At 54.2% G+C, this 12,283-nt stretch carries 8 protein-coding genes and 1 pseudogene; 7 read left to right on the top strand and 2 right to left on the bottom strand.

Going from position 1 to position 12,283, the window contains the following annotated elements:
• Positions 1–5: 5 nt before the first annotated feature.
• Together MEALZ_RS11175 and MEALZ_RS11170 are read right to left on the bottom strand one after the other, a co-directional pair.
• Positions 6–1,022 (bottom strand): ABC transporter permease, encoded by a 1,017-nt coding sequence (locus tag MEALZ_RS11175; protein ID WP_014148745.1) that lies wholly within the window; start codon positions 1,020–1,022, stop codon positions 6–8.
• 144 nt (positions 1,023–1,166) lie between these two features.
• Positions 1,167–2,564, bottom strand: a complete 1,398-nt coding sequence (locus tag MEALZ_RS11170) for a CmpA/NrtA family ABC transporter substrate-binding protein (protein WP_014148744.1) — start codon at positions 2,562–2,564, stop codon at positions 1,167–1,169.
• Positions 2,565–3,424: 860 nt separating this feature from the next.
• Between MEALZ_RS11170 and MEALZ_RS11165 the strand changes: the two genes are divergently transcribed.
• The 7 genes and pseudogenes from MEALZ_RS11165 to MEALZ_RS11140 all read left to right on the top strand — a co-directional run bounded on the left by MEALZ_RS11165 (position 3,425) and on the right by MEALZ_RS11140 (position 12,269).
• On the top strand, positions 3,425–5,119 hold the full coding sequence (locus MEALZ_RS11165; protein ID WP_014148743.1) for an FAD-dependent oxidoreductase: 1,695 nt from the start codon (positions 3,425–3,427) through the stop codon (positions 5,117–5,119).
• 232 nt (positions 5,120–5,351) lie between these two features.
• Entirely contained in the window at positions 5,352–7,877 is a 2,526-nt protein-coding gene (gene feoB / locus MEALZ_RS11160) for a Fe(2+) transporter permease subunit FeoB (protein WP_014148742.1), read from the top strand.
• Between the two features lie 367 nt (positions 7,878–8,244).
• A complete protein-coding gene (locus tag MEALZ_RS11155; RefSeq protein WP_014148741.1) occupies positions 8,245–10,230 on the top strand; it encodes a heavy metal translocating P-type ATPase in 1,986 nt (661 codons plus the stop codon).
• 3 nt (positions 10,231–10,233) lie between these two features.
• Positions 10,234–10,455 (top strand): annotated as a pseudogene (locus tag MEALZ_RS23940) (ATP-binding cassette domain-containing protein); the annotation flags it as partial.
• 26 nt (positions 10,456–10,481) lie between these two features.
• Positions 10,482–10,676 (top strand): SufD family Fe-S cluster assembly protein, encoded by a 195-nt coding sequence (locus tag MEALZ_RS23445; RefSeq protein ID WP_223842297.1) that lies wholly within the window; start codon positions 10,482–10,484, stop codon positions 10,674–10,676.
• 381 nt (positions 10,677–11,057) lie between these two features.
• Positions 11,058–11,795 carry a ZIP family metal transporter gene (locus MEALZ_RS11145; RefSeq protein ID WP_014148739.1) on the top strand — a complete coding sequence of 246 codons (738 nt, stop codon included), beginning with the start codon at positions 11,058–11,060 and terminating at the stop codon, positions 11,793–11,795.
• A gap of 3 nt (positions 11,796–11,798) precedes the next feature.
• Positions 11,799–12,269, top strand: coding sequence for a ferritin-like domain-containing protein (locus MEALZ_RS11140; RefSeq protein WP_014148738.1), 471 nt, complete (start codon positions 11,799–11,801; stop codon positions 12,267–12,269).
• Positions 12,270–12,283 lie beyond the last annotated feature (14 nt).

The following is a 12,283-nucleotide window of genomic DNA, read 5'->3' as shown; positions in this document are numbered from 1 at the left end:
CCGGGTCAGAGCGTTTTGCCGAATGAGAAGGCTTGTTGCAGCGAATGCATGACGCGGTCCAGCATGAAACCGATGATACCAATCGTGAATACCGCGACCATGATACGGCCCAGCGAATTCGAGCTACCGTTTTGAAACTCGTCCCAGATAAACTTTCCGAGGCCGGGGTTTTGTGCGAGCATTTCGGCTGCGATCAGCACCATCCAGCCGACCCCAAGCGACATGCGCATGCCGGTGAAGATATAAGGCAAGGCCGAAGGCAGTACGATTTTCTTGATCTGCGTACTCCAGTTGAGGCGAAGGACTTTGCCGACATTGACCAAATCCTTGTCGATCGACGAGACGCCGACCGCGGTGTTGATCAGAGTCGGCCATAGAGAACAGAGCGTGACGGTAATCGCCGAAGTCAAAAACGCTTTTTCGAACCATGAATCGTCGGTCGTGATGTAGACCGCGCTAACAACCAGCGTCACAATCGGCAACCAAGCGAGCGGTGAAACCGGTTTGAAAATCTGAATCATCGGATTGATCGCGGTATTGATGACCGGGCTCATGCCGCAAAGAATACCGAGCGGTACTGCAATCAATGTTGCAATGATAAAGCCGGTGAATACGGTATAAAGACTGGTCAAAATTTGATCGAAGTAAGTCGGTTTTCCGGTATAAGGCCGAGTTTTGATTTCGGCGTGCGGGTCGTTTGCCAACCTTTGTTGATTGCGGACTTTTTGGCGCTCGTAGAATGCGGCCTTTTTTTCTCTTTCGGCATAATGGGCGCCGATCAGGCCCTGCGCTTCTTGCCATACGGCTTCAGGCCCCGGAATCGCCCCCAAACTGGTTTGGATTTTTACGGCCGAGGCATTCCAAAGACCTAGGAATACGACAAAAGCCAGTATCGGCACGATGATCGTCAAACCGATTTGCCGCATTTGCTGCTGCGGATTTTCGCCTGCGCAGAGCTTGACGAACGGTACGAACCAGGTCAGCCCGGTTACGTTGAAAAATTTGATTAATGTAGTCGACATGGCGAACCTCTTTGTCTAACCAACGGTCATGTTTAGGCATGAATGTCTAAAAAAATGGCGCATCCCTGCACCTAGGCGACATTCGATGTCACTATCGGAAGGGGTTGTTCTTTATTTGCTTGTTTTATTCGGAGCGATGCGCCGTCATTGGCTGATTTTCCCGTCTTTCAATATTTCTTTGCCTTTCAGGCCGATCGTGAATTTCGTCAAGTATTCGTTCGGTTTGCTGCCGTCGTAAACGATGCCGTCGATAAAATCGGCTTGCGGCGGTTTGAATCCGCTTTCGCTTTCAGGCGGAAAATCGCTTGCCTTGGCTTTACCTTCGGCAATCAATTCTTTTGCGGCGGCCATGTAGATATCGGGGCGATAGACTTTTTTAGCCGTTTCGATGAACCATTCGTCGGATTTGGATTCGTTGATCTGTCCCCAGCGGCGCATTTGCGTCAAAAACCAGATTGCATCGCTGTAATAGGGATACGTGGCGTGATAACGGAAAAAGACATTGAAGTCGGGCAGCGAGCGCGTGTCGCCTTTTTCGTATTCGAAAGACCCGGTCATGCTGTTGGCGATCACTTCGTAGTCGGCACCGACATAACGGCTGTCGGAAATAATCTTGGCCGCTTCTTTGCGGTTCTTATTGTTATCGGCGTCGAGCCAAATTGCTGCGCGGATCAGCGCCTTGACGACGGCCAAGTGCGTGTTCGGGTTTTTGTCGGCCCAGTCTTTACTGACGCCGAGTACTTTTTCCGGATTGTTCTTCCAGATTTCATAATTGGTCACGACCGGTACGCCGATGCCTTTGAACACCGCTTGCTGGTTCCACGGCTCGCCGACGCAATAACCGTAAATCGTGCCGGCTTCGAGCGTGGCGGGCATTTGCGGCGGTGGAGTGACCGACAGCAGTACATCGGCATTGAGTTGTCCGGTCGTTTCTCCCGGCGGCGCGTAATAACCGGGTTGAATGCCGCCAGCGGCTAGCCAATAACGTAGTTCATAGTTATGTGTCGAAACCGGAAACACCATGCCCATATTGAACGGTTTGCCTTCGGCCTTGAATTTGTCGATCACCGGTTTCAACGATTCGGCTTTGATCGGATGCACGGGCTTACCGTCTTGCATTGGCACATGCGGTTTCATTTGTTGCCAGATGTCGTTCGAAACGGTCACGGCATTGCCGTTTAGGTCCATACTGAAAGCAGTGATTACATCGGCTTTCGTGCCGAAACCGATTGTCGCGCCCAGGGGTTGTCCCGCCAGCATATGCGCGCCGTCCAACTCGCCGTTGATGACGCGGTCGAGCAGTACTTTCCAATTGGCTTGAGCTTCCAGTTGTACATACAGGCCTTCGTCTTCGAAATAGCCTTTTTCATAGGCGATGGCTAATGGCGCCATATCGGTTAGCTTAATGAAACCCAATTTCAGGTCTTCCTTTTCGATGTTTTCTACCGATGCAGCATTCGTGCTTGCGATAAGCAAAAAGGCTGCAGTAGCCGCTAGTACGGTCGGTCGTTGTTTAGCGTTGAATGCTAGGTCTGTATTCATGGTCGGTTCCGAAAATTTAAAATTCAGGCAAATAAAAAGGCGTCTGCCATGCGATAGGAGGGTTATCGCATGAGAGACGCCTTTGTCCGGTTTGCTCGACAGTGAGCTTGTCAGTTACTCCATCGTCGGAGATTTATTAGTATTTAAGCAATTGGAATGCCAATAGTGAGATAGTTTTCGAATAGTAATTAATAGTTCAATGATATCAATAGGCTATGGTGAGAAGGGTTTTGAGAAGGGAGGGATGGCTGTTTTCCACTGGGGAAGCGATGACATGATTTAGTGCAGAGAGAGTCATTGCCAGGGTAGTACGGCACCAAATGTGTGCGTTGGCGTTATACCTTTCGCACTTCAAATTTCGGCAGTGTCCGAGGAGGCGCCGGGGTGTCCGATCCCTCACCTAACGCTAGGTGAGAGACCAGCATGGAGGCTTGACGACAGCAATCGAACGCCAAGGATGGCGTGAATGCAGATTTTGCATGGAGCAAAAATCTGCCCTGCTGCCGACATCCTCGCTAGCCACAGCTTATCCCTTCATAAAGTTAGCTAATTTTTGAATATAAAGGGAGTAAAATAACTCGGCGGAGATTCTTTGGTTCGGCTAATCTACCATAGTAATATGTTCACTCAGCTATTTCTAATTTATGTCTGAATAGCGGCGAAAAAATGGAATGCGGAATTCTGTATCGACGGTAAAGATTGGGGAAACGTCAAAGAGCATAAGCACAAATTACTCGTGTGTCGGCTGGGTAGAGATGCTCCTCTCATTATCCGGTCCTTTTATATCTTTCGCATTGCAAATTTCGGCAAAGCTTAGGAGGCATTCCAGTGCCGAATTTTGATCTACGATGAGTATAATTATGAATCCAAACAAAAAACGTATCCTCATTGTCGGCGGCGTGGCCGGCGGAGCGACTTGCGCGGCGCGTGCGCGGAGACTTTGCGAAACCTGCGATATCGTCGTCTTCGAACGAGGCCAGCACGTTTCGTTCGCCAATTGCGGCCTGCCTTATTTCGTCGGCGATGTGATCGAGTCCGAAGCCAAGCTGCTGGTGGCCAGTCCGGATTTGTTCGAGCACCGTTTCAACATCGAAGTCCATACCGAAACCGAAGTCACGCGCATCGACCGGCAAGCGCGGACGATAGAAGTGCGTGATTTGAAAACGGGTACGTACCGCGAAGAAGCCTATGATGCCCTGGTTTTGGCGACCGGCGCCCAGCCGATCCGCCCGCCCTTGCCGGGCATCGATCTGCCGGGTATCTATGTCTTGCGCAATATCCCGGACAGCCGAAAGATCAAGGCCGCTACCGCTCAGGCATCGCGAGCGTTGATCGTCGGAGGCGGTTTCATCGGGCTTGAAATGGCCGAAAATCTGGTGGCATTGGGACTCGACGTCACCTTGCTGGAATTGGCAGACCAAGTGCTGCCGCCGCTGGATGCTGAAATGGCCGGCTATGCCGCGGAGCGCTTGAGAGCCAACGGCGTCGAATTAAGGCTCGGCGAAAGCGCCGTGTCGTTCGAGCAGCACCCGGAGCGCGGTTTGATCTTGCACACCTCGAAAGGCGCAACGCTCAACACCGATCTGGTCATACTGGGAATCGGCGTGCGTCCCGAAGCCACGCTGGCTCGGGAGGCCGGATTGGAACTGGGCGAACTCGGCGGAATCCGTGTCGATCCCTACATGCGGACGAACGATCCGGCGATTTGGGCGGTCGGCGATGTCGTCGAAGTCAAAAACCGTGTCACGGGTCAATGGCAACTGGTCCCGCTGGCGGGGCCCGCTAACCGGCAGGGACGGGTTGCTGCGACGGCAATCATTCATGATTTCTCTTGCGGCGAAAAAGAAGCATTACCGCCCCTGGCTTTCGATGGCGTGTTGGGAACCGCCGTATGCGAGGTTTTCGGTCTGACCGTTGCCTGCACCGGCGCCAGCGAAAAACTATTGAAGCGGCTCAGCATGGATTTCGAGAAGGTCTATTTGCATCCCGGTCACCATTCCAGTTATTTTCCCGGCGCGAAACCGATACACATCAAGTTATTGTTCTCGAAGACGGACAACAAGATTTTGGGCGCGCAAGCCGTCGGCGAGAAGGATGTCACGCGGCCGATCGACGTCATCGCGACGGCGCTGATGCAAGGAGCCACGATATTCGATCTGGAGAATCTGGAGCTTTGTTATGCGCCGCAGTTCGGCGCTGCCAAAGACCCGGTCAACGTCGCCGGCATGTTGGCCGGCAACCATCAGCGCGGCGATTTTCCTTTGGCGAACTGGGACGAGCTGGAGACAACCCCGGCCTTGTTGGTCGATGTGCGCAGCGCGGACGAATATGCCGGCGGCCATGTTCCGGCTGCACAAAACTTACCGCTGGAATCGTTACGCGACCGCATTCACGAGTTTCCTACGGATCGTGATATCTGGTTGATCTGCGGTGTCGGCCAGCGCGCTTATTACGCGTATCGCCTATTGGCGCAAAACGGCTTGCGGGTCAAAGTACTGTCCGGCGGTATGAAGACTTACTCGGCAAGAAGGCGGGCGACGGAAGCGAGTGGATAGACACTTAGGGGCTCCTATCGAGGTCGGTTCCGCTAAAAATAGTCGACAATATCTCGCCTCACTGATCGATCGCGAAAGCCCGACATTTGCCGTTATGCCAGTAGGATCCGTTACTGAGCCAGGTTTTATCCTAAATTAGGCTATTGAAAAATCGTTCGACATTGACGAGTTTGCTGATTCAGCAACGGCATTGGCGTTTTTTGCGTTTTAAAAGGAACAAGGGTGGCTTTCGATGCAAATGAATTTGAGCGATATGAAAGCGGGCGACTGCGGACGCGTCGTGGGTTATGACAAAAGCTTCTTGCCTTACCGGCAGAAACTGCTGGCGATGGGTTTGACACCCGGCACCGAATTCAAAATTATGCGAGTCGCGCCGTTAGGCGACCCGATTGAAATCAGAGTGCGCGGTACCGATCTCAGCGTGCGCCCGGATGAAGTCGCCGGCTTGAGAATCGAGCGTCTGGACAAAGTGCCGCCGGCCCCGAAACCTGTCTTGCAGAAACAGGATTACACCGTCGCCGTCATCGGCAATCCCAACTGCGGTAAAACCACGCTGTTCAATGGTTTGACCGGCGCCCGTCAGCATGTCGGCAATTGGGCCGGCGTGACCGTCGAGCGCAAAAGCGGCTTTTATCGGTTCGATGACAAAACCGTCAAAATTGTCGACTTGCCCGGCATCTATGCGTTGGATGAGAGCGGTACGGCCACAGCGCTGGATGAAAAAATTGCCAGGGATTACATTCTTTCGCGGCAGGCGGACCTGATCATCAATATCGTCGATACATCGCATCTCGAACATAACCTCTATCTGACGACACAACTGCTGGAAATGCGGCTGCCGATGCTGGTGGTGCTGAATAACATGGACGACGCGACCGGCCGCGACATCAAGATCGATAGCGACGAAATAGCCCGCCGCCTCGAATGTCCGTTGGTTTCATTGGTTGCGACTCGAGTCGATGAGGTCAGGGCCTTGAAAGCGGCGATCAACCAATGGCTGGAGCATAAAGTTCTGTCGCATTCGGTGATCGATTATCCGCTTGCGATTCGGGAAGCGCTGGATCGACTCATACCGATGGTCGAGCAACAATTGGACAACCTTTACGGCGATGCGCGCTGGTTCGCCGTCAAATTGCTGGAACAAGACGCTTTTGCGCTCGGCCATGCCGATCCGTTACTGATTGAGACCGCGAAACAACTGCGCCGGACGATCGAAGACCAAGCCGCCGAAGAGGCGGATCTATTGATTGCGGACAGCCGCTACGGTTTTATCGGTCTATTGCTAAATGAGACGCTCACGCGGCAGTCCGAGCTGGGCAGGAACTTTTCCGATAAGATCGATAATGTGATATTGAACCGTTTCTTGGCCATTCCGATCTTCTTCGGCGTGATGTATTTGATGTTCACGTTCACGATCAAACTCGGGCGTGTCTTCAAACCGTTCTTCAACGACCTGACTCAGGCGCTTTTTGTCGATGGCATGGGGCATTTCCTGATGCTGCTCGACAGTCCGCAATGGCTGATCATGCTGATCGCCCAGGGTGTCGGCAACGGCATCCGGGAAGTGGCCGCGTTCGTTCCTATCCTCGGTTTTCTGTATCTGTTCATTTCGGTATTGGAGGAGTCGGGTTACATGGCCCGCGCGACGTTTGCGATGGACCGCTTGATGCGCGTCCTGGGACTGCCCGGCAAGGCCTTTGTACCGATGATTCTGGGTTTCGGCTGTAACGTGCCGGCGATGCTGGCGACCCGGACATTGGAGAATCCGCGCGACCGGTTGCTGAGCATCCTGTTGAATCCGTTCATGACCTGCGGCGCTCGGTTGGCCGTATTTACCTTGTTCGCCGCGGCTTTTTTCCCGGACCACGGCGGCTTGATCGTATTCGTGCTTTATTCGATAGGCGTTTTCTTCGCCGTGCTGACCGCATTGCTGCTGAAGAACACGTTTCTGAAAGAGGAATTTTCGCTGGTGATGATGGAAATCCCGAATTATCACGTTCCGAAGCTGAAAAATGTATTGATTAACAGTTGGATGCGAGTTAAGACCTTCGTCGTGCGGGTCGGAAAAATCATCATCACGATGGTCGTGCTCTTGAACATCCTGGGTTCGATCGGGAAGGACGGCGGCTTTAAACCGAACGACATCGAACATTCGGTGCTCAGCGCCGCAGGTCGCTCGGTGACGCCGGCGTTGGGGCCGATGGGTATCGACGAAGAAAATTGGCCGGCGACGGTCGCGTTGTTTACCGGTATCCTGCATAAAGTCGTCGTCATCAGCACGCTGAAAACGATCTATGCCGAAACCGGACAGGCGGCTTCCGCCCGGCAAGTTCAGTCCTTCGACTTGGGCGATGCGGTAGAACGGGCCTTCATGACCATTCCGATGGGACTGAAAAAGATGTTCGGTGCCGACCCGGTCAATCAGTCGGCCGGCCAAGATTCGTTTGTCGAGGCCTTGCATCGGCATTTCGACGGGACGATCGGCGCATTCGCCTATCTGTTGTTTATTTTGCTGTATTTCCCTTGCATTGCGACTTCGGCGGCTGCCTACCGGGAATCCAGTCTCGTCTGGTCGTCGTTCATGGTACTCTGGTCCACGGGGCTGGCTTATTTGACCGCGACGCTGTTTTATCAGTCGGCGACCTTTAGCGAGCATCCGGAAAGCTCGACGGCCTGGCTGGCCGGGATTGCGATGATCGCCGTTGCGGTTGTGCTGGCGTTTCGGCATTGGGGGAAGGGCCGGCAAGCTTCGAACTGAGACTTCCCGAGCTCCCACGGTCCTCCGCTCATCGTCATACATAAGTCTCGTCATACCCGCCGGGAAGCGGGTCGAATGCATGGATGCAGGAGCTAGAGCAACGCAGGAACAGTTGCCGCATCCAGTGCCAAGGTTGGCAAGCCAAATACATCCATGTAGCCTGGATTCCGGCAATCCCTGCCGGAATGACGCGGCTAACATAAAGATGTGTATAAAACGATGAGCGGTCCTCCGTGGGAACCGATACCGGGCTCTGGGAGCGGCTCGTTGTATTTAAGCTCGTTATGCGTTTCCACACACAGGAGCGTGAGAACGAGAGGATGTCGAGTTACGCTAACCCTACCTACATCTGATAAAGGGCACAAACATGATTGATAAAACCTATTTCGACAAAATCGATGCGGAACTGCTGAAAATCAGTCCGCGCCAAGACATCATGCTGCTGCGCGTCATCGCCGCCGTCATTCCGGTGGTCTTGTTCGGCCTGGATGCGCTTTATGATTTGCCGGTCTTGTATTGGCTGGGCATTCCGTTTTATCTGTTCTGTTTGGTGCTCTATCTCGAAAGCCTGTTGAAAAGCGTGTTGTTCTTGCACAAGGTTTCGGCGGAACTGCTGATCGTTTTGGTCATGACCGTGACGCTGATCGATGGCGCGCCGTTGAGCGGGGCGATGGTCGCCTGGTTCATTGGTCTGGGGTTGTACATCTCGTTTACGATCATCCGGAAGAACCGGGAAAAGATCGAAAGCCTGATTCAGGAGGGTAAAAAGACCGCCCGGATGCTGCAGGACGGCGACATCGTGGAAGTGCCGATCAACCAAATTCGGCTAGGCGCCACGGTGCTGATTCCGAAAGGCGCAATGGTTCCGATCGACGGAATCATCATCGAAGGCGCCTCGGCGATCGACGAATCGACGATTACCGGCGAACCTTTTCCGGTATATAAGGAGACCGGTGCCAGCGTGACATCTGGCACGCTGAATCTGAGCGCGCCGCTGCAGGTCAAGGCCGATAAAAACGGGGACGATTCATTTCTCGCAGTGATCACTCAGGAAATCGAAAACAGTCTGGAGAACAAATCCGATCTGCAGCGGCGCGCCGATACCACGGTGCAGATTCTGCTGTTGTCGGTCACGGCCTATGCCTTTTTGCTGCTCTACATCACCGGCAGCCTGCATTTGATGGCGACGGCGCTGGCGGTGGTTTGCCCTTGCGCCTGGGCGCTGGCTACGCCGACCGCGTTCGCCGCTAATATCGGGCGTCTGGCTCGTTCGAATATTCTAGCCCGCGGCGGCGAGCCGCTGGAGAACATGCAGGACATCAAAACACTGATTCTGGATAAAACCGGCACGGTCACGTTGGCAGAACCCGAAGTCAGCCAGGTCATCGAAATGGGCCTGCCGACACAGGGTCTATTGGAACTGGCCGCATCGATCGAATCGCGTTTCGATCATCCGATCGCGCATTCGATCGTCAATTATGCGAAAAAGCAGGGTCTGACTGCCTTCCTGCCGGTCGAGAAAGCCGAGGACCTTCCGGGCCGCGGCATCAAGGCCCGGATCGAAGGCCGGGAAATTCTGATGGGCAGCGCCGAAACGCTGAGCCTTCAGGACATCGAATTGCCGGCTATCGACTATACCGGCCGAGCTGTCTGGCTGGCGGTCGACCGCGAAGTCCAAGGCGTCATCGTCATTCGCGATATCATTCTGTCGGAAATGCGGGGCTTGGCCGATACGATCCGTGCCTGCGGTATCGAAAAGGTCGTGCTCGCGACCGGCGATAACGAAGAACAGGAAGCCAAACGCGTGGCCGATTATATCAACGCCGACGAGTACTATTTCAATTGCAAGCCGGACGACAAAACCGCGCTGGTCAAAAAATTTCAGGAACAGGGCAAAGTGGCGATGGTCGGCGATGGCGTCAATGACGCACCGTCTTTGGCCACCGCCAATGTCGGCATCGCGATCGGCGGGCACAAGAACGTCAATCTGGCGATCATTTCATCGGATGTCGTCATTCTCGGTCACGATGCTCAGGATCTGGTCACGATCTTGCGGCTCGGTCATAAAATGGGCGGCATCATCCGGCAAAATTATCTGTGGGCCGTCATTTTCAACAGCGTCGGCCTGGCGCTAGCGACATTCGGCTTGCTCAATCCGATCTTTGCCGCGCTGCTGCATCATGTCAGTTCGGTGTTCGTCGTCGTCAATGCCGGCCGGCTGTATTTCACCGGCATCGAGCAATCGCTGGTCGGGCCTATGTTCAGAAAAATGGATGAGCTGACCGGCCGCGATCAGCACTGCGAACCCGAGCGCTTGCGCTCCGATTCCGAAGTGGTCGCTGAGGAGTCCTGAAGGATGTCTTTGCTGGCGTTGAGTCATGTCGTTTATGCGGCGGGCCCCAAAAAGATTCTCGACGATCTGGATTTCGGTATCGACGAAGGGGATGTGCATGCGTTGATCGGCACGAACGGCACCGGCAAGAGCACCCTGGCGCGCTTGATCATCGGCAGCGAGGGTTTTCGGCTGAGTTCCGGGCAAATCGTCTTTGACGGCCGGGACATCGGCGCCTGGACGATGTACGAGCGCGCGGTCACATGGATTGCATGGAAATCATCAAAGACCAAGCGGTCGGACAATCGACGCCGGTCGTCAAAGTCAGTCATCCGCTTGCGAAGATCACCCACGAAGCGGCTATCGGCACCGTCGACAAGAAACAAATGGAGACCTTGATCGCGCACGGGCTTTCCCCCGAGCAGGCCACGGATATGATCGTGTTGGGCATGTTGCGTCCTGATTAGCAAGTTTCTTCAGCTAAAGCCCAAAGATCAGCATATCCCTAGCAGGACGGGGTTCGCAAGCCATGCGCGTCAAGCTAAAAACGGCTAACCCACATCACGCTCTTTCCCAAGCTCCAGCTTGGGAAAGACACCCCGGAAGCTCCAGCTTCCTGAGACCGACACAACCTCCGCACATTTTCAATCAACCCCGACTCGCTCGATCAATCTTTCTTGATTTTCGGGAAGCTAGAGCTTCCTGAACAGGTTACCCAAGCTGGAGCTTGGGTAACAGCATATTTTAGTTTTTGCGACTGCGTCTGGCCCCTGCTTGGACACTTGGCTTCGACAAGCTGAAGCATCTTGCTAATCAGGTGTTGCGTTAAATCGATCGAGGACCTACGAATGCTGCTATGGATAATCGGATTCAGCCTGTTGGGAAGCTTAGGCGCTATTGCCGGTGCGGCCTTGTTTTTGTTCTTTCCGGAAGGCATTCGTAGAGTGCTGGTTCCTTGTTTGATCAGCTACGCGACCGGCACGTTGCTCGGCGCGGCTTTTCTCGGCATGTTGCCCGCCGGGCTGAAACAGGCTCCGGCGATCGCTGTCATGGCGACGGTCTTGGCCGGCATGGTCGGCTTTTTCGTTTTGGAAAAGCTCGTCATTTGGCGTCACTGTCACAATAGCGGATGCGAGGTACATAGCCATGCCGCGCCGTTGATTCTGATCGGTGATGCCTTCCATAACTTTGTGGACGGCATGGTGATCGCCGCAGCGTTCCTTACGTCTATACCATTGGGCGTCACTACTGCATTGGCAGTGATTGCGCACGAGATCCCGCAGGAAGTCGGCGACTTCGCCATCCTGCTCGATAGCGGCTACAGTCGTGTGAAGGCCTTGGCGCTCAATGGGCTATCATCCATCGCCACATTGCCCGGTGCTTTAATCGCCTATTTTTGGCTGGTCGAGACACGCGAAGCGGCGCCCTATATTTTGGCGATCTCGGCCGCCAGCTTCATCTATATCGCGACGGCCGATCTGATACCGTCCTTGCACCGGCAGGTTAGCCTGCTGACATCGCTACGCCAAATATTGCTGTTGCTCGCGGGCATCGCTACCGTCGCTTTCTTTCACCTTGGAGGATAAACCATGAACCCGCTCACCGAAACTGAAATCGCCGCCCTCAACGAGGCGTTGGATGATGAATACCGGGCCTTGGCGATTTACGATCAAGTCATTGCCGACTTTGGCGATGCGCCGCCGTTCGGCAACATACGAGATGCGGAAAGCCGACACATAGACGCGCTTTGCACACTTTTTTCTCGCTATGGGTTAACCATTCCCGAGAATCCCTGGTTGGGAAAGGTTGAGCGTTATGCGAGTCTGCAAGAAGCTTGCGAAGCAGGCGTCGCCGCCGAAATCGCCAATGCCGAAATCTACGAACGGTTAGTTCAAGCCACGGAACGACCGGATATTCTGACCGTGTTCCGCAATCTTCGGGATGCATCGCAGCAGCGCCACCTGCCGGCGTTTCAGCGATGTGTGCAAGGATCATCCGGACGCGGTGGACATGGCGGAGGGGAAGGACGTCGCGGCAGACACGGGGGCGGCCATGAGTAGGATCGCGGAAGGCA

It is taken from the genome of Methylotuvimicrobium alcaliphilum 20Z, assembly GCF_000968535.2.
Taxonomy (GTDB): domain Bacteria; phylum Pseudomonadota; class Gammaproteobacteria; order Methylococcales; family Methylomonadaceae; genus Methylotuvimicrobium; species Methylotuvimicrobium alcaliphilum.
Note: the sequence above shows the minus strand (reverse complement) of the source record. Positions and strands in the feature narration are given on the sequence as shown.

What these genes read in the sequence shown, in the direction of transcription:
- MEALZ_RS11175 (WP_014148745.1), bottom strand. Translation starts at nt 1,022, where the DNA reads ATGTCGACTACATTAATCAAATTTTTCAACGTAACCGGGCTGACCTGG.
- MEALZ_RS11170 (WP_014148744.1), bottom strand. Translation starts at nt 2,564, where the DNA reads ATGAATACAGACCTAGCATTCAACGCTAAACAACGACCGACCGTACTA.
- MEALZ_RS11165 (WP_014148743.1), top strand. Translation starts at nt 3,425, where the DNA reads ATGAATCCAAACAAAAAACGTATCCTCATTGTCGGCGGCGTGGCCGGC.
- feoB (WP_014148742.1), top strand. Translation starts at nt 5,352, where the DNA reads ATGCAAATGAATTTGAGCGATATGAAAGCGGGCGACTGCGGACGCGTC.
- MEALZ_RS11155 (WP_014148741.1), top strand. Translation starts at nt 8,245, where the DNA reads ATGATTGATAAAACCTATTTCGACAAAATCGATGCGGAACTGCTGAAA.
- MEALZ_RS23445 (WP_223842297.1), top strand. Translation starts at nt 10,482, where the DNA reads ATGGAAATCATCAAAGACCAAGCGGTCGGACAATCGACGCCGGTCGTC.
- MEALZ_RS11145 (WP_014148739.1), top strand. Translation starts at nt 11,058, where the DNA reads ATGCTGCTATGGATAATCGGATTCAGCCTGTTGGGAAGCTTAGGCGCT.
- MEALZ_RS11140 (WP_014148738.1), top strand. Translation starts at nt 11,799, where the DNA reads ATGAACCCGCTCACCGAAACTGAAATCGCCGCCCTCAACGAGGCGTTG.